A 22,765-nucleotide genomic window follows, 5' to 3' on the forward strand; every position below is an offset into this window, starting at 1 on the left:
CTTATTCAGGACGGGACAGCGCACATAAAAAAGCCCCCGGTCTTTTCAGGCCGGGGGCTTTTTGTTCAAACCGACATCAGAACTTCTTGATGTCAGCCTTGGTTTCCAACTGCTTGCGGTAGGCCGCGAAGTCCTGCTGGCCAACACGGGAGGCGAGGAAGCGGCGGTATTGCGCCTTTTCTTCGTCCGTTGGGGCAGCAGCTTCGTTGACACCGTTCAAGCGCACGATCACCAGGCTACCATCTGCCAGGGTCACAGTGGTGAAGGTCGGCTTGTCCTTGGCCGCAGGCTTGGGCATGCGGAACAGGGCTTGCAGCACCGCAGGGTCGATCGCTTCCTGGCCACGGGTGGCCGCTTCAGTGACTTTCCACGCCTGGCCGTCGACCGGCTGGTTCAGCGCAGTCTTGCCATCACGCAGGCTGGCGATCAATTCGTCAGCATGAGCCTTGGCAGCCGCGCTGGCGCGCTCCTTGGCCATCTGCGTGCGAATCGCCGCATTGACGCTTTCCAGCGGCAGTTGCGAAGGCTTCAGATGCTCCTTGGCACGCAGCACGATGATGGTTTCCGGGTCCAGTTCGATGGCGGTGCTGTTGGCACCTTCATCCAGTACTTCCGGGCTGAACGCTGCGGTGACCACGGCACGGTTGGCCGCAACACCTTCGCCACCTTCACGGCCAAACGGCGCGGAGGTGTGAACGGTCAGTTTCAGGTCAGATGCCGGCTGGGCCAGGTCAGACGCTTCGAATGCCGCATCTTCCAATTGCTTGGTCGCTTCGACAAAACGTTGCTCAACCTGCTGGGTCTTGAGCTCTTTGGTCAGCTTGTCTTTCAGGCTGGCAAACGTCGGCACTTGCGGTGCTTCAACGCCCAACAGCTTGATCAAGTGCCAACCGAAGGTGCTGCGTACCGGTGCCGAGACCTGGTCTTTGTTCAACGCGTACAAGGCAGTTTCGAAGTCTGGGTCATAGACGCCAGGGCCGGCAAAGCCGAGATCGCCGCCACTGTTGGCCGAACCCGGATCCTGGGAGAACTCCTTGGCCAGGGCTTCGAACTTCTCACCCTTGGCCAGGCGCGCCTGGATTTCTTCGATCTTGGCCTTGGCTTGCGCGTCGGTGACCTTGTCGTTGACTTCGATCAGGATGTGCGCGGCACGACGCTGTTCAGCGAGGTTGGCGGTTTCTTTCTGATAGGCCGCCTGCAGCTCTTCGTCCTTCACGGCAACCTGGTCGAAGAAGGAAGACTTCTTCAGTTCCAGATAGTCGATGACCACTTGGTCCGGGGTCATGAACTCTTTGGCGTGCTGGTCGTAGTAAGCCTTGACCTCCTCGTCGGTGAGTTTCACCGCGTCAGGGTTGGCCTTGATGTTGACGGTCGCGAAGTCGCGGGTCTGTTTTTCCAGACGCGCAAATGCCAGCACTTCGGCATCGGTGACGAAACCGCTGCCAGCAATACCTGCGCGAACCTGACCGATCAGCATTTCCTGGGTCAGCATCTGACGGAATTGCATACGGCTGTAGCCCAGTTGACGGATCACCTGGTCAAAGCGTTCGGCGTTGAACTTGCCGTCCACCTGGAATTCCGGTGTCTGCAGGATTACCTGGTCCAGCGCAGCTTCAGAAAAGCCAAACTTGGAGTCAGCCGCACCTTGCAGCAACAGCTTGCGATCGATCAGACCCTTGAGGGCCGCTTCGCGCAGCAGTTTTTCATCCAGCAGGGAGGCATCGAAATCCTTGCCCAGCTGTTGCATCAGCTGGCGACGTTGCATGTCGACGGCCTGGCTCAGTTCGGTCTGGGTGATTTCTTCACCGTTGACCTTGGCCACGTCCTGCTTACTGTTACCCGAAGCCTGGAAAATGGCCTCGATACCGGTGAACGCCATCAATGCGACGATGATCCCGATAATGGTCTTGGCAATCCAGCCTTGTGAATTGTCCCTGATATTTTGCAGCATGCGTCCCCCAGAAACGGTTGAACTTCAAGAATAGGCAACCGTGGAGCGTGGGTAGAGTACGGATATAAGAAAGGCGCATCCAAGGATGCGCCTTCTCGCAACTGGCGGAGCGGACGGGGGCTTTGGTTCTCCCCCCGGCTTCGCGACCCGATGCATACGTGGGTCTGCTGCCGCTCCGCTCCCAGGTCGAACCTACGTTCGTCCCGGGTAGGTAAAGGCTGGATCGAGGCTTAGTTAACAGCTTCTTTCAGGGCTTTACCGGCTTTGAAACCTGGTTTCTTGGCAGCAGCGATCTGCAGTGCTTTGCCAGTCTGTGGGTTACGGCCAGTGCGAGCTGGGCGGTCAGTCACAGAGAAAGTACCGAAGCCTACCAGGACCACGGAGTCGCCGGCCTTCAGAGCGCCAGTGACGGATTCGATTACTGCATCCAGCGCACGGCCAGCAGCAGCTTTCGGGATATCAGCGGATGCAGCGATAGCATCAATCAGTTCCGACTTGTTCACTCTAAGTCCCCTTATATATCTATTGAGTATGATTCTAAGTTTTTTGGTGAAAGCAAAAACCAGTGCTGAATGGCCTACAGACACTTAAGAGCCGCTTTATAACAAGGGCTCTAAAAAGCTGTCAAGGAAGCCCCCCAGGCTTTAACACATTAATGCGTGCTAATTCTTTCCTTGGAATCAGACTCGCGTTTTTCGTCCTTGGCAACTATCTCCGGAGCCACATCCGGCAAGGGCTCCGGCGCGTATTGCAGCGCAATTTGCAGGACCTCGTCAATCCATTTAACCGGTTTAATCTGCAGATCCTGCTTGATGTTGTCAGGAATTTCCTTCAAGTCGCGAACATTCTCTTCTGGAATGATCACCGTCTTGATACCACCCCGGTGTGCAGCAAGCAATTTCTCTTTCAGGCCACCGATGGCCAATACCTGGCCACGCAGGGTGATTTCCCCGGTCATGGCGACATCGGCGCGCACCGGAATGCCCGTCAATGCCGACACCAGGGCCGTGCACATGCCTACGCCAGCGCTAGGGCCGTCTTTCGGGGTCGCCCCTTCCGGCATATGGATGTGCGTGTCGTGCTTCTCGTGGAAGTCCAGGGGGATCCCCAGGCTCTTGGCGCGGCTGCGCACCACGGTCTGCGCGGCGGTGATGGATTCAACCATCACGTCACCCAGGGAGCCGGTCTTGATCAGTTGACCTTTGCCAGGGATCACCGCGGCTTCGATGGTCAGCAATTCGCCACCCACCTGGGTCCACGCCAGGCCAGTCACCTGCCCTACCTGATCCTGCTGCTCGGCGAGGCCGTAGCTGAATTTACGCACGCCCAGGAAATGTTCCAGGGAGTCGGCCGTGACCTTCACCGAGAAGCGTTTTTCCAGTGCGTGCTCCTTGACCGCCTTACGGCAGATCTTCGCGATCTGGCGCTCCAGGCCCCGTACACCGGCCTCGCGGGTGTAGTAGCGCACGATATCGCGGATCGTCTCGACCTCAAATTCGATCTCGCCCTTCTTCAGGCCGTTGGCCGAAATCTGCTTGGGCGCGAGGTATTTGACGGCGATGTTGATCTTCTCGTCCTCGGTGTAGCCCGGCAGACGAATCACCTCCATCCGGTCCAGCAGCGCCGGCGGGATGTTCATGGAGTTGGAGGTGCACAGGAACATTACGTCGGACAGGTCGTAGTCGACTTCCAGGTAATGGTCGTTGAAATTGTGGTTTTGCTCGGGGTCGAGCACTTCCAGCAACGCCGAAGCTGGATCGCCACGCATGTCGCTGCCCATTTTGTCGATTTCATCGAGCAGGAACAGCGGGTTGCGCACACCCACTTTTGTCATCTTTTGAATCAATCTTCCTGGCATCGAACCGATGTAAGTGCGGCGATGACCACGGATTTCCGCTTCATCACGCACACCACCGAGGGCCATGCGCACGAATTTACGGTTGGTGGCATTGGCAATCGACTCAGCCAGCGAGGTTTTACCCACGCCAGGCGGACCCACCAGGCACAACACCGGACCGCGAATCTTCTTCACGCGCTTTTGCACAGCGAGGTATTCGAGGATGCGTTCTTTGACTTCTTCGAGGCCATAGTGGTCGGCGTCAAGAATGTCTTCGGCACGTGCCAGGTCCAGGCGCACTTTGGTCTGCGCCTTCCACGGCACTTGCACCAGCCAGTCGATGTAGGAGCGCACCACGGTGGCTTCAGCCGACATCGGTGACATCTGCTTGAGCTTGTTCAACTCGGCAGTGGCCTTGGTCAGGGCGTCTTTCGGCAGGCCTGCGGCGTCGATGCGCTTTTTCAGCTCTTCGATTTCGTTGTGGCCTTCCTCGCTGTCGCCGAGTTCTTTCTGAATGGCCTTCATCTGCTCATTCAGGTAGTACTCGCGCTGGCTGCGCTCCATTTGTTTCTTCACGCGACCACGGATGCGCTTCTCGACCTGCAACAGGTCGATTTCGGCATCCAGCAGCGCCAGCACGTGTTCGACACGCGCCGACAGGTCGATGATTTCGAGGATGTCTTGCTTCTGCTCGATCTTCAGCGCCATGTGCGCGGCCATGGTGTCGACCAGGCGGCTTGGCTCATCGATGCTGTTGAGGGAAGACAGGACTTCAGCCGGGACTTTCTTGCCCAGCTGCACATACTGCTCGAATTGCGAGAGCAGGCTGCGTACAAACACTTCGGACTCGCGCTCAGGGGCCTCGACTTCGTCGATCAGCGCCACTTCAGCGCGCAGGTGGCCATCCACCTCCATGAAACGCTCGACCGCACCACGCTGCTCACCTTCCACCAGCACCTTGACGGTGCCATCTGGCAGCTTGAGCAGTTGCAGCACGGTCGCAATGGTACCGACGCGATACAGGGCTTCTTCGCCTGGATCATCGTCAGCAGGATTCTTCTGGGCCAACAGCAGGATTTGCTTGTCGCCCGTCATCGCAGCCTCGAGGGCTTCGATAGACTTCTCGCGCCCCACGAACAGCGGGATAACCATGTGCGGATAGACGACGACATCACGCAACGGCAGGAGAGGCAATTCAATGGTGGTCTTCATGATTTCGCCTCTATGACAGATGAAAAATAAGCTTGAAACCAAGATGGGGGCTGCATGCAAAAAAAACAAGCTTATTGCCAGCAGTTAAACGCAGTAAACGCCATGGGGTAAAAAACGTCGTAAAAACAAAGGGGCCCCTGGAGGCCCCTTGTTTATACCGAAACTGCGGAACGCTTACGCGTCAGGCGCAGCCTTGGCAGCCGGCTCACTGTTTTCGTAGATATACAGTGGCTTGGACTTACCTTCTATGACGCTTTCGTCGATCACCACTTTACTCACCTCGGACTGCGAGGGGATTTCGTACATGGTGTCGAGCAACACGCCTTCCAGAATCGAACGCAGGCCACGTGCACCGGTCTTGCGCTCCAGTGCCCGCTTGGCCACCGATTTGAGGGCATCGGTACGGAACTCGAGGTCTACACCTTCCATCTCGAACAACTTGGCGTACTGCTTGGTCAGGGCGTTTTTCGGCTCGGTGAGGATCTGAATCAGAGCAGCCTCATCCAGCTCGTCCAACGTCGCCAGGACTGGCAGACGACCCACGAATTCCGGGATCAGACCGAACTTGACCAGATCGTCAGGCTCGACTTCACGCAGGGACTCGCCAACCTTCTTGCCTTCTTCCTTGCTGCGCACTTCGGCACTGAAGCCGATGCCGCCACGAGTCGAACGCTGCTGGATGACTTTTTCCAGGCCGGAGAACGCACCACCACAGATAAACAGGATGTTGCGCGTATCAACCTGAAGGAATTCCTGCTGCGGGTGCTTGCGGCCGCCTTGTGGCGGTACGGAAGCGACCGTGCCTTCGATCAGTTTCAACAGGGCTTGCTGCACGCCTTCACCGGAAACGTCCCGGGTGATCGACGGGTTGTCCGACTTGCGCGAGATCTTGTCGATTTCGTCGATGTAGACAATACCCATCTGGGCCTTCTCTACGTCGTAGTCGCACTTCTGCAGCAGTTTCTGAATGATGTTCTCGACGTCTTCACCCACGTAGCCAGCCTCGGTGAGGGTGGTAGCGTCGGCGATGGTGAACGGAACGTTCAGCAGGCGAGCGAGGGTCTCTGCCAGCAGGGTCTTACCCGAGCCTGTAGGACCGATCAGCAAGATGTTGCTCTTGCCGAGTTCAACTTCGTCGCCTTTCTTGTCACGCTGGTTCAAGCGTTTGTAGTGGTTGTACACCGCTACGGCCAGAACCTTCTTTGCACGCTCTTGACCAATCACGTACTGGTCAAGGATGCCGCTGATTTCTTTAGGCGAAGGCAATTTATGCGCGCTGCTTTCGGCCTGGGCTTCCTGCACCTCCTCACGGATGATGTCATTGCACAGGTCGACGCACTCGTCGCAGATAAAGACCGAGGGGCCGGCAATCAATTTGCGCACTTCATGCTGGCTTTTGCCACAGAAGGAGCAATAGAGCAGCTTGCCGTTGTCCTCGCCGTTGCGGGTGTCAGTCATTCGTTCGATCCAAATCCGATAGGCTTGCAACACAAGATGAAGGCTTATGCGGGCTTTTTCAAGCCCGCCAGTGGTCGGACATGCCGACCAGCCCTATTTTGAGCAGCTTATATTAAGCGGGGCGCTGGCTGATCACGTCGTCGATCAACCCGTATGCTTTCGCAGCTTCGGCACTCATGAAGTTGTCGCGGTTGGTATCGCGCTCGATTTCTTCCAAGGTGTGCCCGCTGTGCTTGGCCATCAACGTATTGAGGCGCTCGCGAATAAACAGGATTTCCTTGGCGTGGATTTCGATGTCCGACGCCTGGCCCTGGAAACCGCCCAGTGGCTGGTGAATCATCACGCGCGAATTCGGCAGGCAGAAACGCTTGCCTTCGGCACCGGCGGTCAGCAGGAATGCACCCATGCTGCAGGCCTGGCCGATGCACGTGGTCGAGACGTTCGGCTTGATGAACTGCATGGTGTCGTAGATCGACATACCTGCTGTCACCGAACCGCCCGGCGAGTTGATATAGAGATGGATGTCCTTGTCCGGGTTTTCCGCTTCAAGGAACAGCAGCTGCGCACAGATCAGGTTGGCCATGTAGTCCTCTACGGGGCCCACCAGAAAGATCACTCGCTCCTTGAGCAGGCGCGAGTAGATGTCGTAGGCGCGTTCGCCACGAGCGGACTGCTCGACAACCATCGGGACCAGGCCGCCAGCGGCCTGGACATCAGAGTTCTGCTGAATATAGGAATTACGGAACATGCTCTGCAGTTACTCCCAAATAGTCATGTCTTGAAAACGCATAAGCCAGCGCGAGGCTGGCTTATGGTTGTATTTCCAACGAGTTGGACAATCAGTCGGCTTGTGCTGCTTCCGCCGGTTTGACTGCTTCTTCGTAAGAGACCGCTTTATCGGTCACCTTAGCCTTCTGCAGAACAGTATCCACAACTTGTTCTTCCAGCACAACCGAACGCACTTCGTTCAGTTGCTGATCGTTCTTGTAGTACCAAGCCACGACCTGCTCTGGCTCCTGGTAGGCCGAAGCCATTTCCTGGATCATTTCGCGAACGCGGTCTTCGTCGGGTTTCAGGTCGAACTGCTTGACCACTTCAGCCACGATCAGGCCCAGCACGACGCGGCGCTTGGCTTGCTCTTCGAACAGCTCGGCCGGAAGTTGGTCAGGCTTGATGTTGCCACCAAACTGCTGAACAGCTTGAACGCGCAGACGATCCACTTCGTTGGACAGCAGGGCCTTAGGCACTTCGATCGGGTTGGCGGCCAGCAGACCGTCCATGACCTGGTTCTTGACCTTGGACTTGATGGCCTGACGCAGCTCGCGCTCCATATTCTTGCGAACTTCGGTGCGGAAGCCTTCGATGCCGGTTTCCTTGATGCCGAATTGAGCGAAGAATTCTTCGTTCAGCTCTGGCAGCTTAGGCTCGGAAACGCTGTTGACGGTCACGGTGAACTCGGCGGCTTTGCCAGCCAGGTCCAGGTTCTGGTAGTCAGCAGGGAAGGTCAGGTTCAGAACGCGCTCTTCGCCGGCTTTGGCGCCAACCAGACCGTCTTCGAAGCCTGGGATCATGCGGTTGGAACCCAGCACCAGCTGAGTACCCTTGGCGGAGCCGCCAGCGAACACTTCGCCGTCAACCTTGCCAACGAAATCGATGTTCAGCTGGTCTTCGTTCTGGGCAGCGCGGTCGGCCACTTCGAAACGGGTGTTCTGCTTGCGCAGGATTTCCAGCATGTTGTCCAGGTCCGAATCAGCCACTTCGGCGCTCAGACGCTCGATTTCGATACCTTCGAAACCGGCCACTTCAAATTCAGGGAACACTTCGAATACAGCAACGTATTCCAGGTCCTTGCCAGCTTCCAGGGACTTAGGCTCGATCGAAGGAGAACCTGCTGGGTTCAGCTTGTGCTCGACAACAGCTTCGTAGAACGAAGCCTGGATCACGTCACCGACAGCTTCCTGGCGCGCATCGGCACCAAAACGGCGCTTGATTTCGCTCATTGGCACTTTGCCTGGACGGAAACCAGCGATCTTGGCCTTCTGGGCAGTCTGCTGCAGACGCTTGTTGACCGCAGTTTCGATGCGCTCAGCCGGCACGGTGATGCTCAGGCGACGCTCGATAGCAGTAGTATTTTCAACAGAAACTTGCATGGATATTCCTCGTTGCACAGACGTTAGCCGGCCATTTCCGACCCCAATCAAGGGCATGCATTCTAGTGGGTCAAACTCAAGAAGTCACCCTACTGCAAATACGCCCGAAAACAGCCGGCAATTTATCGGTACGAAGGCACGGATGCACCTCGCCCCGGTGACAAATACAACCCATCACGCCAGGGCTCTGCGCCGCCCCTTCTATATATAGAAGAAGTCGTCATCCATCTCCCTGACGGCCAACCCCGCAAACAGGGCTGGCAGGCAGCGCAGCATCATCGAGATACATAAATACGACGAAACGCCCTGCCGTCGCGCCCCATTACCTGCAGCCGCTGGATATTTCGAACCGCTGAAACCAAAAAAGGCGCCAGACTGTTAAATCTGGCGCCTTTCGAATATGGGGTGGACGAAGGGGATCGAACCCTCGACAACGGGAGTCACAATCCCGTGCTCTACCAACTGAGCTACGCCCACCATATTGCGTTAACAAAGAAACCAAACCACTTCTTTGTCGAGCCCTGCCCTGCCTTTCGACGGGACCAAGCTTTATTTGGTGCGGATGAAGAGACTCGAACTCTTACGCCTCGCGGCGCTGGAACCTAAATCCAGTGTGTCTACCAATTCCACCACATCCGCGCTTGAAGCTCTTAAAGCAAAGGCGCCAGACGATTAATCTGGCGCCTTTTAAAATATGGGGTGGACGAAGGGGATCGAACCCTCGACAACGGGAGTCACAATCCCGTGCTCTACCAACTGAGCTACGCCCACCATATAGCGCTACTTGTGCCAAAGCTGCCTAATGGCGCACCCGGCAGGACTCGAACCTGCGACCATCCGCTTAGAAGGCGGATGCTCTATCCAGCTGAGCTACGGGCGCCTGATTAATCTGTACTCTTGGAGGATTACAAACTAAGTGCTTCCAGCCTTGCAGAACAACACGCTATTCTGCTCGACCTTCTTAACCAGTGCTAGGCTGTGCCCGACAAGTGCGACGAATAGTATAGACGCCCTCGAAACCCGTCAAATCTTTTTTGAAAAAAACTGATTTTATTTAAGGGGTTAGGGCAATTTGCAGACCAAGCGCCTTTGCCCTCACGTCCTGGCATGCGAGAATGCGCGCACTTTTCTTCCCCCTCTCGATGGTTAATCACGCGTAATGACTGCACAACTTATCGACGGCAAATCAATCGCCGCCAGCCTGCGCCAGCAGATCGCCAAACGAGTCACCGAGCGCAGCCAGCAAGGCCTGCGCACGCCTGGCCTCGCGGTGATCCTGGTCGGCAGCGATCCTGCCTCTCAGGTTTATGTCTCGCACAAGCGTAAAGACTGTGAAGAGGTCGGCTTTATTTCCAAGGCCTACGACTTGCCTTCCGAAACCACCCAGCAGGCCCTGACCGACCTGATCGACAGCCTCAACGACGACCCGAAGATCGATGGCATCCTGCTGCAACTGCCATTGCCCGAGCATCTGGACGCCTCCAAATTGCTGGAGCGCATTCGCCCCGACAAAGACGTCGACGGTTTCCACCCTTATAACGTCGGCCGCCTGGCCCAGCGCATCCCGCTGCTGCGCCCGTGCACGCCAAAAGGCATCATGACCCTGCTGGAAAGCACCGGTGTCGACCTGTACGGCCTCGATGCAGTTGTGGTCGGCGCCTCCAACATCGTCGGCCGCCCGATGGCCATGGAATTGTTGCTGGCCGGCTGCACCGTGACCGTCACCCACCGCTTCACCAAAGACCTCGCCGGCCACGTTGGCCGCGCCGACCTGGTTGTGGTTGCTGCCGGCAAGCCAGGACTGGTCAAAGGTGAATGGATCAAGGAAGGCGCCATCGTCATCGACGTGGGCATCAACCGCCAGGACGACGGCAAGTTGGTAGGCGACGTGGTGTACGAAACCGCCCTGCCCCGTGCCGGCTGGATCACCCCAGTACCAGGCGGCGTCGGCCCGATGACGCGTGCTTGCCTGCTGGAAAATACCCTGTACGCCGCAGAGAACCTGCACGCTTAATAACCCGGTGTACTAAAAAAGCCCTGCTTTAGCGCAGGGCTTTTTATTGCCCGCGATAAATCCTGTTTTTTCTTAGTTTTTAAGAACTTTCATCGGGTTCTAGAAGAACATTCGACAGTTTCTGATCCATACTCCTAAAATGTAACGGCATTTATCAAAAACCCGTTCTTGAACGGTATTTCCTTACTTTTTAGCGAGTTCATCCGCGTGAAAATTCGTCTTTCTCTCGTCAGCCTATTTTTTGCTATCACAGGCACCTTCGCGCACGCCGCCGAAACCACCCAGGCCCCGCGTGACACGTCCAAACTGCAAATCGCTTCCGGCAGCGCCATGCTGGTGGACCTGCAGACCAATAAGGTCATCTACTCCAGCAACCCTGACGTGGTGGTGCCCATCGCCTCGGTGAGCAAGTTGATGACTGGCCTGATCGTGCTGGAAGCCAAGCAGAACATGGATGAGTACATCGATATCAACATCAAGGACACGCCGGAAATGAAAGGCGTGTTCTCCCGCGTGAAAATCGGCAGCGAAATGCCGCGCAAGGAGATGCTGCTGATCGCCCTGATGTCCTCGGAAAACCGCGCCGCCGCCAGCCTGGCCCACCACTACCCAGGCGGCTACCCAGCCTTTATTGCGGCGATGAACGCCAAGGCCAAGGCGTTGGGCATGACCAGCACTCATTATGTAGAACCCACGGGCCTGTCGATCCACAACGTGTCCACCGCCCGTGACCTGAGCAAACTGCTGGCCGCCGCGCGTCACTACCCGTTGCTGAGCCAGTTGAGCACCACCAAGGAAAAGACCGTGTCGTTCCGCAAGCCCAACTACACCCTGGGCTTCTCCAACACCGACCACCTGATCAACCGCGCCAACTGGGACATCAAGCTGACCAAGACCGGTTTCACCAACCAAGCCGGCCACTGCCTGGTGCTGGTGACCAGCATGGGCAACCGTCCGGTGTCGTTGGTGATCCTGGATGCCTTCGGCAAATTCACTCACTTTGCCGATGCCAGCCGTATCCGCAATTGGGTCGAGACCGGCAAGAGCGGTTCGGTGCCGGATGTGGCGCTGCGCTACAAGGCCGACAAGAACCTGAAGAATCGCCCCAACGCTGCGGAAGCCCGTCGCTAAACACAATGCCTTAATGTGGGAGCGGGCTTGCTCGCGAATGCGGTGTACCAGTTAACACATTCGCTGACTGACACTGCGCTTTCGCGAGCAAGCCCGCTCCCACACTGGATAGCGGGTGTTTATTTATTTGCGTTCCGCCAACACCTTCAGCGCCTGCGCCGCCGCCCGCTCCTGCCCGGCCTGGGCCGTCGCATTCGCCGAGTCCCGCCACCGTTGTGCATCCACATTCGCCGGCAACTGGCTCGGGCGCTGGGTGAGGATTGCCCAACTGCCGGCGCTTTTCCATTTGGACTCAAAGTCGCTGAAGCTCATCAGCAAGCGCCGATCCATCCCCGAGCGCAACAACACCGTGCTTTTCTGCTGGTTGAACCCCACCACGACGACGTAGTGCGCGTCCGACCACAGCCCGCCGCCAATCCGCGCCATCACCGGATAGCCCGCCGCCACCTGGGCCAGCACTGCCGTCAGCTTGGCCTCCAGCGGATACACCATCAGCCCGTACTCACGCGCCAGCACCTGCATGTTGCGCTCAAGGTCGGCTTCACCGCCCGGCAGATGCAGCGGCTTATCCAACAGCCCCGGTGTCATGACAATGCCTTGTTGCGACAGCATGCTGGCTAAAGACGTAGGACCGCCCTGATAAGCCTCGCTGCGAAACGTCGGCACGCCATTGAGCTCGACGCGCTCCGGCAGGCCCGCCAGTCTCGACGGAGTGGAGGAACACGCCGCAAGGCCCAAGGCACACGCGAGGAACAAGGATGTTTTCAGGTTCGACCGTAACCGCAATTTTCTACTCTCTTGATCAACTGCCGGTAAGGGCCCTGATCATAGGACGCTCTGCCACGCGGGTATAGCCCGCAGGCTTAGTAACGGACGCGGATAGAGCAAAGAAGTTGGACAGACACGACCATTGGTCAATAGCAGGCAACCGCCAGGTAGCTAGACTGTCCATTGAGAAGACTGTGTGTGCCCCCTGCGGGGCGAAAGGAGGCCCGAATGAGCCTTGCAACAACGATTATCCTGTTGATCTGCGGTTGGCTGGCGGTAGCCGGCGCCATGTTGTGGGGGGTGTTGCGCATCACCCGTCGGCACCATCACCCCCACGTCAAACCCGCTGCACCCGCCAAACCCCATAAGGTGGCGGTACATCACGCCTAGCCCGGCATGCAATTGAAGTCCTGAGTCGCCGCGACTTCCTTGCCGTGACCATCCATCAAGGATGCGCGCACGGTGGTGCCCAGGCTCGATTCCACCAGGGTGTAGTGCTCACCTGCCTTGAAATCCTTGTACTCGACCCGGCCTTGGCAGTCCTGCTGGTTGTCGTCGCCGGGCTCTTCTTCGAACAGCGTCACATCCAGGCGATGGTCTCCAGGCGTCACTTCAAAGAAACGTCCGTCATCCACGCGCTTGCCGTCAACGCGTTCGGCCATCAGGTCGTTGGGGGCCTCTTCTTTCAGACCGATCCACGCTTCGCTCGGGTCGGCCTTGGGGACCGGGCCGGCGCACGCCGACAACAACAGCACAGCACCGAGGGCGGGAATCAATAACAGAGGTTTGAGTGACATGGCAGGGCTCCAACAAATAGGGACGATGTGTCCGATGGGCTACAAGCTTGAGGAGCCACCCTTTGTAGAACAAATGAATACATATGAAACGATCTTCAGCCCCTTCCTAAATGTTCCTTCACCTGGCTGAAAGGTGCGTGTTAGGTGGGTCGGGCAAGACTGCCGGGGTTTGCAATCCTGCACCGAAGGAGGTTTCACGCATGCTCGGGCTGGTAAAGACCGCACTGCAAAAGCCGTACACGTTTATCGTGTTGGCCATATTCATCTGCATCATCGGGCCGATGGCGGCCCTGCGCACCCCCACTGACGTTTTCCCGGACATCGGCATCCCCGTGGTTGCCGTGGTCTGGCAGTACAATGGCCTGTCGCCGGACGCCATGGCCGGTCGGGTGATCTACACCTATGAACGCTCCCTGAGCACCACCGTCAACGACATCGAGCATATCGAATCGCAATCCCTGCCCGGCATGGGCATCGTCAAGATCTTCTTCCAACCCGGCGTGGATATCCGCACCGCCAACGCCCAGGTGACAGCGGTGTCACAAACCGTCCTCAAGCAGATGCCGCCGGGCATCACGCCACCGCTGATCCTCAACTACAGCGCCTCCACGGTGCCGATTTTGCAGATGGCGTTCTCCAGCCCCAGCCTCTCGGAAGCCAAGATCCGCGACCTGGTGCAGAACAACATCCGACTGCCCCTGAGCGCCCTGCCCGGCTTGGCCATGCCGACGCCCATGGGCGGCAAGCAGCGCCAGATCACGTTGGACCTTGACCCACAGGCGCTGGCCGCCAAAGGCCTGTCGGCCCAGGACGTGGGCAACGCCTTGGCCCTGCAGAACCAGATCATCCCGGTGGGCACCGCCAAACTCGGCCCCAACGAATACACGATCCTGCTCAACAACAGCCCCAAGGCCATCGATGAGCTGAATGACCTGCCGATCAAGACCGTCGACGGAGCCTTGATCACCATCGGCCAAGTCGCCCACGTGCGCGACGGCTCGCCGCCGCAGACCAATATCGTGCGCGTCGACGGCCACCGCGCGGTCCTCATGCCAGCGCTGAAAAACGGCAGCATCTCCACCCTGTCGATCATCGACGGCATCCGCCAGATGCTGCCGCGCATCAACGAGACCCTGCCGCCGTCGCTGAAGACCTCGCTGCTGGGTGATGCCTCGGTGTTCGTCAAACAGTCGGTGGGCAGCGTGGCCCAGGAAGGCATCATTGCCGCGCTGCTGACCAGTGCGATGATCCTGCTGTTCCTCGGCAGCTGGCGTTCCACGATCATTATTGCCGCCTCGATTCCCCTGGCCGTGCTGTCGGCTATTGCACTGTTGGCGGTCAGCGGGCAAACCCTCAACGTGATGACCCTCGGTGGGCTGGCGTTGGCGGTGGGGATCCTGGTGGACGACGCCACGGTGACCATCGAAAACATCAACTGGCACCTTGAGCAAGGCAAGGCGGTGAAGACCGCGATCCTCGACGGCGCCGCACAGATCGTCGGCCCGGCGTTCGTCTCGCTGCTGTGTATCTGCATCGTGTTCGTGCCGATGTTTTTGCTGCAAGGCATCGCCGGCTACCTGTTCCGGCCGATGGCCCTGGCGGTGATCTTTGCCATGGCCAGTTCGTTCATTCTTTCGCGTACGCTGGTGCCGACCCTGGCGATGTTCCTGCTCAAGCCGCACACGCCGGAGCCAGGCGCCGGGCATCATCCGGAAGATGCATTCATCAACCACCACGAGGGCGAGCAGCACAAGAAACCGCGCAATCGCGTGCTGCAATCGGTGCTGAATTTCCAGCAGGGCTTTGAACGGCACTTCTCGAATATCCGCGACACCTACCATGGCCTGCTGACCTTGGCCTTGGGTAATCGCAAGGGCTTTATCGTCGGTTTCCTGGCTTGCGTGCTGGCGTCGTTCCTGTTGCTGCCGAGCCTCGGCCAGGACTTCTTCCCGGCCACCGACGCGGGTGCATTGGCCCTGCACGTGCGCCTGCCACTGGGCACGCGCATCGAAGAAAGCGCCGCCGCCTTCGACCGTATCGAAGCGCGGATTCGCGAGGTGATTCCCGCCGAAGAACTCGACACCATCGTCGACAACATCGGCATCCCGCTCAGCGGTATCGACATGGCCTACAGCAGCAGCGGCACCATCGGCCCGCAGGACGGCGACATCCAGGTCACCCTGAAAAAAGACCACGCGCCCACCGCCGATTACGTGAAGAAACTGCGCGAAGCCCTGCCGGAAAGCTTCCCCGGCAGCCACTTCGCATTCCTGCCAGCCGACATCAGCAGCCAGATCCTCAACTTCGGCGCCCCGGCCCCGCTGGACGTGAAAATCTCCGGACGCAGCGATGAAGAAAACCGCGCGTATGCGGTGGAACTGGAGCGACGCCTGCAACACGTACCCGGTATCGCCGACCTGCGCATCCAGCAGTCCACCGGCTACCCGTCCTTGCAGGTCAACGTCGACCGCCTGCGCGCCAATGGCCTGGGTATTACCGAACGTGACGTGACCAACAGCATGGTCGCCTCCCTCGCCGGCAGTTCCCAAGTGGCACCGACCTTCTGGCTCAACCCCGCCAACGGCGTGTCCTACTCGATCGTCGCCGCCACCCCGCAATATCGCCTCGACAGCCTGCCTTCGCTGGAAGCGCTGCCGGTGACCGGCGCCGATGGCCAGTCGCAGATCCTTGGCGGCGTGGCCACCATCTCCCGTGTGCAAAGCCCGGCAGTGGTGACCCATTACAACATCGAACCGACCCTGGACCTGTACGCCAACGTGCAAGGTCGCGACCTCGGCGGCGTGGCCCGTGATGTGCAGAAAGTGCTGGATGACACGGCGTCCATGCGCCCCAAAGGCGCGGTGATCAGCCTGCACGGGCAGATCGATGCGTTGCACGAAGCCTTCAGCGGCTTGAGCTTTGGCTTGCTTGGCGCGGTGGTGCTGATCTACCTGCTGATCGTGGTCAACTTCCAGTCGTGGGTCGATCCGTTCGTGATCATCACCGCCTTGCCGGCCGCACTGGCGGGGATCGTGTGGATGCTGTTCCTCAGCGGCACCTCGTTGTCGGTGCCCGCCTTGACCGGCGCGATCCTGTGCATGGGCGTGGCCACCGCCAACTCGATCCTGGTGGTGAGCTTCTGCCGTGAACGCCTGGCCGAACATGGCGATGCGCTCAAGGCCGCGCTGGAAGCCGGTTACACGCGCTTTCGCCCGGTGTGCATGACCGCCCTGGCGATGATCATCGGCATGTTGCCCCTGGCGATTTCCGAGGAGCAAAACGCCCCGCTCGGCCGGGCGGTGATCGGTGGCTTGATCCTCGCCACCACCGCCACCCTGTTGTTTGTCCCCGTGGTCTTCAGCCTGGTCCACGGCCGTCACCCTACTCGCGCCACTGCTGGAGAAACGCCTCATGTCGTCTGATCACAAACCCTCGCGCAAGCGTCTGATGCTCATGGGTGTCGGCGGCCTGACCCTGGCCGCCCTGTTGGTCGCCAACGGCCTGCACGCCCGCACGCTGCACGAACAATCGGTCACCGCCTGGACCGAAACCGCCGCCGTCCCGCAGGTGATGGTGTTCCAACCGCAGCAGAATGCCGCCGGCGACACCCTGCGCTTGCCGGCGCACCTGGAAGCCTGGAGCAAGGCGCCGATTCACGCCCGCGTCAACGGCTACTTGAAAGACTGGAAAGCCGACATCGGCACCCAGGTCAAAGCCGGGCAAATCCTTGCCGAGATCGACAGCCCCGACCTGGACCAGCAACTGGCGCAAACCCATGCACGGCTGATACAGGAACAGGCCAACGCACGCCTGGCCGAAACCACCGCGACGCGCTGGCAAAACCTGCTCGCCAGCCATTCGGTATCGCGCCAGGAGGCCGATGAAAAAACCTCCAACGCCGCCGCCGCAAAAGCCAACGCCGAAGCCGCCGCTGCCGACTATGCGCGGCTGTCCGCACTGGAAAGCTACAAGACGATCCGCGCGCCGTTCGCCGGCACCATCACCGCACGCAACACCGATATCGGCCAATTGATCAAGGCCGACACCGACAGCGATCCCGAGCTGTTCAACATCGCCGACACCCATCAATTGCGCCTGTATGTGCCCGTGCCGCAGAACTACGCGGCGGTCATCCACCCCGGCCTTGAAGCCGAGCTGACCGTGCCCGAACACCCCGGAGAACACTTCAAGGCGCGCCTGATCGGTGATTCCACCGCCATCGACCGCCGTTCCGGCACCCTGCTTGCGCAGTTCGTGGCCGACAACCCTAATGGCGAATTGCTCCCCGGTGACTACGCCGAAGCCACCTTGCCGATTCCGGCGGATACCCATGGCGTGAGCATCCCGGCCAGCGCGTTGATCTTCCGTGCCCAAGGCACCCAAGTAGCGGTATTGGACGCGCAGAATCACGTGCACCTGCAGGACATTCACATCGGCCTCGACCTAGGCGAACGCCTGGTCATCGACCAAGGCCTGAAACCCGCCGACCGCGTGGTCGACAACCCGCCGGACGCCCTGCGTGAAGGCGACCCAGTGCAACTGGCCGCCGCCGGAGGTGCGCATGCGCCTAAGGCTTAAACCCCTGGCAGCGCTGATGCTGCTGGCGTTGCAGGGCTGCTCGATGGCGCCGACCTACAAGGTGCCTACTGTTGACCTGCCGGCCGGGTATCGCGAACAGACCAGCGACGGTCCCTGGCACAGCGCGCAACCGTCCGATCAATTGGCCCCCGAATGGTGGACGCTCTACCAGGATGCGCGCCTGAACGACCTGCAACAGCAACTGCTCAAGGCCAACCCCGACTTGGCGGCGGCACTCGCGCACTTCGATGCGTCCCAGGCCTATGCCAGCCAATTGCATGCGGGGTTGTTCCCGCAGATCACCGCCAGCGCGCAGCCATTGCGCCAGCGGCAATCGGACTCGCGGCCGCTGCGAGGGGATACGCAGCCATCGGTGTACAACAGCAACACCGCAGGGTTTTCACTGAGCTACGACCTGGACCTGTGGGGCAAAATCCGCAACCAAGTGGCGGCCGGTGATGCACAGGCACAGGCGTCCGGCGATGATTTGGCGGTGGCGCGCTTGAGCCTGCAACATCAGTTGGCGACCTTGTACGTGCAGCTCAACGGGCTGGATGCCCAGGCGCGGATTCTGAGCACTTCGCTGGATGATTTCAGCCAGGCATTGCAACTGACTCGCAGCCGATATGAGGGCCAGATTGCGTCGGAGCTCGACCTGACGCGCGCGCAGAATCAGTTGGCCGAAGCCAAGGCGCAATGGGATGAAGTGCAGGGCCAACGCAACCTCACCGAACATTCGATAGGCGAATTGGTGGGCGTGGCCGCCAGCAATTTCAGTTTGTCGCCAAGCGAGAGGTTGATTGCGCTGCCGGGGATTCCTTCGCAGCTACCGAGCCACCTGCTGCAACGTCGGCCAGATATCGCGGCGGCGGAACGCCGGGTGTTTGCAGCCAATGCCAATATCGGCGTAGCCAAGGCCGCGTGGTACCCGGACTTCAGCCTGACCGGGCTGATCGGTGGGCAGACGCAAGGCGTCGGCAACCTGCTGTCGGCGGGCAATCGCTATTGGGCGCTGGGTCCACTGGTCAATTTGCCGATCTTTGATGGCGGCCGCTTGAGCGCCAATGAACGCCAAGCCAAAGCCGAGTTTGAAGAAGCCTCGGCGCACTACCGCAGCCATGTGTTGAAAGCGGTGCGCGAAGTCGAGGACAACCTGGCGCAGCTACGAGACCTGCAACAGGAAGCCCAGGATGAGCAAGCGGCGGCGGATGCAGCGCAACACACACAAACGCTGGCGATGAACAGCTACGAGGCCGGCGCGGTAAGCTACCTGGACGTGGTCACCGCACAGACGGCAGCCCTGCAGGCACAACGCACGTTGCAGGCGGTACAGACCCGTCAGTTGCAGGCGAGCGTGGGGTTGGTCACCGCGCTCGGTGGGGGTTGGCAATCTGGCGACCCGGCTTTGCCCCAATCAATTTTGCCTGCCCGTCCTTCTGCTTCCCCGTCCGCGCCTCAGTGATCAAACCCGGAATCAACTTGCCCTCGGGCAGGTTTTTCCAGAACCGGCTCGGTAGATGCCCCTCCATCACCTTGGGGTTCAAGCGCGCCGGGTTGAAGATGTGGCTGTAATAGGTCAGCCACATCGCACTGTGGGGGTCCTCGACATTCTGTGCCAGCTGGCGCCAAGCCTCGGGGCACTCGCGCTGATGAACAAGCTGCTCGCCGTCGTAATACACCCCATCCAACGGCGTGGCGATCATCCAGCGATGACGCCCCATTCGCCCGACAAAATGCTGGCTGGCCGATTTCAGGATGTCGTGGGCCGGCTCATGCCAGGCCACATATTCCGGCAACTCCAGCCCCGCCCCGGCCGGTAGCGCGACAAATCGCACAAACGCATGCAGATGGTGCGCCTCGCGACTGACCTGCTTGATCCGCCGCTGCAACTCACTGCCCAGCTTGTCCCCCGCCAGCATCGCCGTGCGGTCACCATGACTGACGCGCCACAACACTTCATACAACAGGCTCCAGCGCTGGTCCCCGTGGTAGCAGGCCGCCGACTCCAGCAATTCCAGCAGGGCCTTGGGCACCCGCGTCTGGTAAGGCCCCAAGCCTTCGGGAATCGGTTCGTCGGTGGCAAACAGGTCCGCCACCTCAGCCTCGCCCCAGCTCACCTGGCTGGGGTCGACTTGATGGCTCAGCAGCCAGCGCGCCTGCTCGCGCCAGGTGCTGAACAGGTTGTTGCACTCCAGGCTGATCATCCCCACAAGCCCATTTGCTGCGGCTGCGGACGGTCGCGCAATTGCTCGCGCAACAACACACTGGTGCTGTCGGCCTGTTGCGGGTGGTAGTCGCTGGTGATGAAAAACGGCTTGGCCTTGGCCAGCACACACCGCATGCGCGCCAGGTCTTCGAAGCGGATCTTGCGCTCGCGGCGCAGGTCCACCAGGCGCTGGGTGGTGCGCAGGCCAATGCCTGGTATACGCGCGATCAAGGTCGGTTCGGCGCGGTTCAGGTCCAGGGGGAACACCTCACGGTTTTCCAGGGCCCAGGCCAGCTTGGGGTCGATATCCAGGGCCAGGTGGCCGGGGCCTTGGAAAAGCTCGTTGGCGCTGAAGCCATAACTGCGCAGCAAAAAGTCCGCCTGGTACAAGCGGTGCTCGCGCATCAAGGGCGGTGCTGCCAAAGGCACACTTTTCGGACTGTTGGGAATGGGACTGAACGCCGAGTAATACACGCGGCGCAGCTTGAAGTTACCGTACAACGCCTCGGCGCCGTGGAGGATGGTGCTGTCATCGGTGTCGTCGGCGCCGACAATCAGTTGTGTGCTCTGCCCGGCCGGGGCAAAACGCGGCGCGCGCGGTTCGTTGCGGACCGTCTGCTCGCCCGTGTAGATGGTCTGCATGGCCTGCTTGATCGACACGATCTTTTTTTCCGGCGCCAGGGTCTGCAGGCTGGCCTCGGTAGGCAGTTCGATGTTCACGCTCAGGCGATCGGCATACTTTCCGGCTTCGGCGATCAGCGCCGGATCGGCGTCGGGAATGGTCTTGAGATGGATATAGCCGCGAAAGTCATGCTCTTCGCGCAGCAATTTGGCGACCCGCACCAGTTGCTCCATGGTGTAGTCGGACGAACGGATGATGCCGGAACTGAGAAACAGCCCGCTGACGCAATTGCGCCGGTAGAAATCCAGGGTCAGGGTGACCACCTCCTCCGGGCTGAAACGCGCGCGGGGCACGTCGCTGGAGCGGCGGTTGACGCAGTACTGGCAGTCGTACAGACAGAAGTTCGTGAGCAACACCTTGAGCAACGACACACAACGCCCGTCCGGCGTGTAGCTATGGCAAATGCCCATGCCATCGGTGGAACCCAGCCCCGCCTTGCCCTCGGAGCTGCGCTTGGGTGCGCCACTGCTGGCGCAGGACGCATCGTACTTGGCGGCGTCGGCGAGGATGCTGAGTTTTTCGATCAACTGCATGGAGGGTTACCGATACTGGTTTTTTGTACAGTATCAGCCAACCCTCCGGGTCACAAGTGCAGCCTGTCAGCTTGCCGTGGCGAGCAACAGGTCCTGCACCGAGCGCCCCTTGCCGCGCCCACGGTCCAGCGCATACAACGACGCCGCAATCTCATCCGCACGAATCGGCAATACCGACAGCAAAGTATCGCTCAAGCCGTGGCTGGCCTGGCTGAAGCCTTGGATGTAGATACCGGCGTTGCAACGCTCGTCAGTGACGATGCGGTAGTCACGCGCCACCTCGAAGTCACCCAGGTAGTCTTCCAGCGGCGCGAGCAAGGCGCGGTGCGTCTGGCGCTCGTAGCCAGTGGCCAGGATCACCGCGTCGTAGTGATTGATGCTGGTATCGCCGTTGGCGTTGTTGCGCAGCACCAGTTCGATGCCCAGCGGGCCTGGGGTGGCCTTCTCGACCACGGTCATGGTGCGGAACGCCTGGCGCGCGATGCCGGAGACTTTCTGGCGGTAGAAGATGCCGTAGATGCGCTCGATCAGGTCCAGGTCCACCACCGAATAGTTGGTGTTCTGGTATTCGGCGACCAGACGCTCACGCTCGGCGCCCTCTTGCTGGAACACCAGGTCGGTGAAGGCCGGCGAGAACACTTCGTTGACGAACGGGCTGTCGTCGGCGGGCTTGAGCGCCGAACCGCGCAGGATCATGTCGACCTGCACCGACGGGAAGCTGTCGTTCAGGTCGATGAAGGCTTCTGCCGCGCTCTGGCCACCGCCGATGATGGCGATGCGCATGGCCTTGCCCTCGACACACGGCTGACTGGCCATGCGCTCCAGGTATTGGGAATGGTGGAACACCCGGCTGTCGCCCTTCAGCGCCTTGAACGCTTCAGGAATACGCGGCGTGCCGCCGGCGCTGACCACCACCGAACGGGTGGTGCGCACATGTTGCTCACCCAGCGCATCGCGGGAAATCACGCGCAGCGCTTCAACCTGCTGCTGGTGCAGGATCGGCTCGATGGCCAGCACTTCCTCGCCATAGCGCGCCTGGGCCTGGAACTGCCCGGCGACCCAGCGCAGGTAGTCGTTGTACTCCATGCGGCACGGGTAGAAGGTGCCCAGGTTGATGAAGTCCACCAGGCGGTCGTGGGCTTTGAGGTAGTTGACGAAGGAATACGGGCTGGTGGGATTGCGCAAGGTCACCAGGTCCTTGAGGAACGAGATCTGCAGTTCGCTCTGGGTCACCAGGGTATTGCCGTGCCAGCGGTAGTCAGCCTGTTTGTCGAGAAACAGCACGTCCAGTTTGCCCTGGGCCTTTTCGCGCTCCTGCAGGGCGATGGCCAGCGCCAGGTTCGAAGGGCCGAAACCGATACCGATCAGGTCGTGAACCGCGGGCGAAGCAATTGCCTGTGTCATTCCAGTGTCCTCTGGATAAGCCCCTTGGCGGTGGGGCGGGAATA

16 protein-coding genes, 4 tRNA genes and 1 pseudogene are annotated in these 22,765 nt (G+C 59.7%); 6 read left to right on the forward strand and 15 right to left on the reverse strand.

The genetic code is table 11. The features are described from left to right. Positions 1-76 precede the first annotated feature (76 nt). From HX812_RS12560 to HX812_RS12605, 10 genes are all read right to left on the reverse strand, one after another. On the reverse strand, positions 77-1,951 hold the full coding sequence (locus tag HX812_RS12560) for a SurA N-terminal domain-containing protein (protein WP_038848425.1): 1,875 nt from the start codon (positions 1,949-1,951) through the stop codon (positions 77-79). A gap of 230 nt (positions 1,952-2,181) precedes the next feature. Next, on the reverse strand, positions 2,182-2,454 hold the full coding sequence (locus HX812_RS12565; protein ID WP_003174819.1) for an HU family DNA-binding protein: 273 nt from the start codon (positions 2,452-2,454) through the stop codon (positions 2,182-2,184). 149 nt (positions 2,455-2,603) lie between these two features. After that, positions 2,604-5,000, reverse strand: a complete 2,397-nt coding sequence (gene lon / locus HX812_RS12570; RefSeq protein ID WP_038848423.1) for an endopeptidase La — start codon at positions 4,998-5,000, stop codon at positions 2,604-2,606. Positions 5,001-5,174: 174 nt separating this feature from the next. Further along, the gene (clpX, locus tag HX812_RS12575; protein ID WP_010209414.1) at positions 5,175-6,458 is read right to left on the reverse strand and encodes an ATP-dependent Clp protease ATP-binding subunit ClpX; all 1,284 of its coding nucleotides are present in this window, start codon (positions 6,456-6,458) and stop codon (positions 5,175-5,177) included. Positions 6,459-6,570: 112 nt separating this feature from the next. Continuing rightward, on the reverse strand, positions 6,571-7,206 hold the full coding sequence (gene clpP / locus HX812_RS12580; protein WP_033903269.1) for an ATP-dependent Clp endopeptidase proteolytic subunit ClpP: 636 nt from the start codon (positions 7,204-7,206) through the stop codon (positions 6,571-6,573). 91 nt (positions 7,207-7,297) lie between these two features. Continuing rightward, positions 7,298-8,608: a trigger factor gene (gene tig, locus HX812_RS12585; protein ID WP_038848420.1), complete on the reverse strand. Its 1,311-nt coding sequence runs from the start codon at positions 8,606-8,608 to the stop codon at positions 7,298-7,300. A gap of 401 nt (positions 8,609-9,009) precedes the next feature. Further along, positions 9,010-9,085, reverse strand: a tRNA-His gene (locus HX812_RS12590). A gap of 77 nt (positions 9,086-9,162) precedes the next feature. Next, positions 9,163-9,247 (reverse strand) — tRNA-Leu (locus HX812_RS12595). A gap of 56 nt (positions 9,248-9,303) precedes the next feature. Further along, positions 9,304-9,379: transfer RNA gene (locus HX812_RS12600), tRNA-His, on the reverse strand. Between the two features lie 32 nt (positions 9,380-9,411). Further along, positions 9,412-9,488 (reverse strand) — tRNA-Arg (locus tag HX812_RS12605). 279 nt (positions 9,489-9,767) lie between these two features. Between HX812_RS12605 and folD the strand changes: the two genes are divergently transcribed. Beyond that, positions 9,768-10,622, forward strand: coding sequence for a bifunctional methylenetetrahydrofolate dehydrogenase/methenyltetrahydrofolate cyclohydrolase FolD (folD, locus tag HX812_RS12610; protein ID WP_038848417.1), 855 nt, complete (start codon positions 9,768-9,770; stop codon positions 10,620-10,622). Positions 10,623-10,829: 207 nt separating this feature from the next. Beyond that, a complete protein-coding gene (gene pbpG, locus HX812_RS12615) occupies positions 10,830-11,753 on the forward strand; it encodes a D-alanyl-D-alanine endopeptidase (protein WP_038848413.1) in 924 nt (307 codons plus the stop codon). 123 nt (positions 11,754-11,876) lie between these two features. On the opposite strand, the gene HX812_RS12620 is transcribed toward pbpG, so the two are convergent. Next, complete coding sequence (locus HX812_RS12620) at positions 11,877-12,539, reverse strand: C39 family peptidase (protein ID WP_050572453.1); 663 nt, start codon at positions 12,537-12,539, stop codon at positions 11,877-11,879. A 210-nt stretch (positions 12,540-12,749) separates the two neighbouring features. Between HX812_RS12620 and HX812_RS12625 the strand changes: the two genes are divergently transcribed. Then, positions 12,750-12,911: a hypothetical protein gene (locus HX812_RS12625; protein WP_177075369.1), complete on the forward strand. Its 162-nt coding sequence runs from the start codon at positions 12,750-12,752 to the stop codon at positions 12,909-12,911. On the opposite strand, the gene HX812_RS12630 is transcribed toward HX812_RS12625, so the two are convergent. Beyond that, a complete protein-coding gene (locus HX812_RS12630) occupies positions 12,908-13,318 on the reverse strand; it encodes a hypothetical protein (protein WP_038847668.1) in 411 nt (136 codons plus the stop codon). The two genes, HX812_RS12625 and HX812_RS12630, sit on opposite strands and share 4 nt — an antisense overlap. A 200-nt stretch (positions 13,319-13,518) precedes the next feature. Between HX812_RS12630 and HX812_RS12635 the strand changes: the two genes are divergently transcribed. The 3 genes and pseudogenes from HX812_RS12635 to HX812_RS12645 form a co-directional block, all read left to right on the forward strand. Then, the gene (locus tag HX812_RS12635; RefSeq protein ID WP_016978008.1) at positions 13,519-16,740 is read left to right on the forward strand and encodes an efflux RND transporter permease subunit; all 3,222 of its coding nucleotides are present in this window, start codon (positions 13,519-13,521) and stop codon (positions 16,738-16,740) included. Next, complete coding sequence (locus HX812_RS12640; protein WP_038847670.1) at positions 16,730-17,896, forward strand: efflux RND transporter periplasmic adaptor subunit; 1,167 nt, start codon at positions 16,730-16,732, stop codon at positions 17,894-17,896. Before HX812_RS12635 ends, HX812_RS12640 begins: the two co-directional genes overlap by 11 nt. After that, a pseudogene (locus HX812_RS12645) lies at positions 17,880-19,292 on the forward strand (efflux transporter outer membrane subunit); the annotation flags it as partial. The gene HX812_RS12640 and the pseudogene HX812_RS12645, both read left to right, overlap by 17 nt. Here the strand turns inward: HX812_RS12645 and HX812_RS12650 are convergent. The 3 genes from HX812_RS12650 to HX812_RS12660 all read right to left on the reverse strand — a co-directional run bounded on the left by HX812_RS12650 (position 19,261) and on the right by HX812_RS12660 (position 22,721). Further along, the gene (locus HX812_RS12650) at positions 19,261-20,100 is read right to left on the reverse strand and encodes a TIGR03915 family putative DNA repair protein (RefSeq protein ID WP_033903276.1); all 840 of its coding nucleotides are present in this window, start codon (positions 20,098-20,100) and stop codon (positions 19,261-19,263) included. The pseudogene HX812_RS12645 and the gene HX812_RS12650 overlap by 32 nt on opposite strands. Continuing rightward, positions 20,097-21,317: a putative DNA modification/repair radical SAM protein gene (locus HX812_RS12655; protein WP_038847671.1), complete on the reverse strand. Its 1,221-nt coding sequence runs from the start codon at positions 21,315-21,317 to the stop codon at positions 20,097-20,099. The genes HX812_RS12650 and HX812_RS12655 overlap by 4 nt, the downstream gene beginning before the upstream one ends. Positions 21,318-21,383: 66 nt before the next feature. Continuing rightward, positions 21,384-22,721 carry a lysine N(6)-hydroxylase/L-ornithine N(5)-oxygenase family protein gene (locus HX812_RS12660; RefSeq protein ID WP_016974872.1) on the reverse strand — a complete coding sequence of 446 codons (1,338 nt, stop codon included), beginning with the start codon at positions 22,719-22,721 and terminating at the stop codon, positions 21,384-21,386. Between the last annotated feature and the right edge of the window lie 44 nt (positions 22,722-22,765).

Source organism: Pseudomonas sp. IPO3749, assembly GCF_013386605.1.
Taxonomy (GTDB): domain Bacteria; phylum Pseudomonadota; class Gammaproteobacteria; order Pseudomonadales; family Pseudomonadaceae; genus Aquipseudomonas; species Aquipseudomonas azotoformans_A.

Coding starts and splice junctions, on each gene's coding strand:
- HX812_RS12560 (WP_038848425.1), bottom strand. CDS start 1,951: ATGCTGCAAAATATCAGGGACAATTCACAAGGCTGGATTGCCAAGACC.
- lon (WP_038848423.1), bottom strand. CDS start 5,000: ATGAAGACCACCATTGAATTGCCTCTCCTGCCGTTGCGTGATGTCGTC.
- clpX (WP_010209414.1), bottom strand. CDS start 6,458: ATGACTGACACCCGCAACGGCGAGGACAACGGCAAGCTGCTCTATTGC.
- clpP (WP_033903269.1), bottom strand. CDS start 7,206: ATGTTCCGTAATTCCTATATTCAGCAGAACTCTGATGTCCAGGCCGCT.
- tig (WP_038848420.1), bottom strand. CDS start 8,608: ATGCAAGTTTCTGTTGAAAATACTACTGCTATCGAGCGTCGCCTGAGC.
- folD (WP_038848417.1), top strand. CDS start 9,768: ATGACTGCACAACTTATCGACGGCAAATCAATCGCCGCCAGCCTGCGC.
- HX812_RS12625 (WP_177075369.1), top strand. CDS start 12,750: ATGAGCCTTGCAACAACGATTATCCTGTTGATCTGCGGTTGGCTGGCG.
- HX812_RS12630 (WP_038847668.1), bottom strand. CDS start 13,318: ATGTCACTCAAACCTCTGTTATTGATTCCCGCCCTCGGTGCTGTGCTG.
- HX812_RS12635 (WP_016978008.1), top strand. CDS start 13,519: ATGCTCGGGCTGGTAAAGACCGCACTGCAAAAGCCGTACACGTTTATC.
- HX812_RS12640 (WP_038847670.1), top strand. CDS start 16,730: ATGTCGTCTGATCACAAACCCTCGCGCAAGCGTCTGATGCTCATGGGT.
- HX812_RS12650 (WP_033903276.1), bottom strand. CDS start 20,100: ATGATCAGCCTGGAGTGCAACAACCTGTTCAGCACCTGGCGCGAGCAG.
- HX812_RS12655 (WP_038847671.1), bottom strand. CDS start 21,317: ATGCAGTTGATCGAAAAACTCAGCATCCTCGCCGACGCCGCCAAGTAC.
- HX812_RS12660 (WP_016974872.1), bottom strand. CDS start 22,721: ATGACACAGGCAATTGCTTCGCCCGCGGTTCACGACCTGATCGGTATC.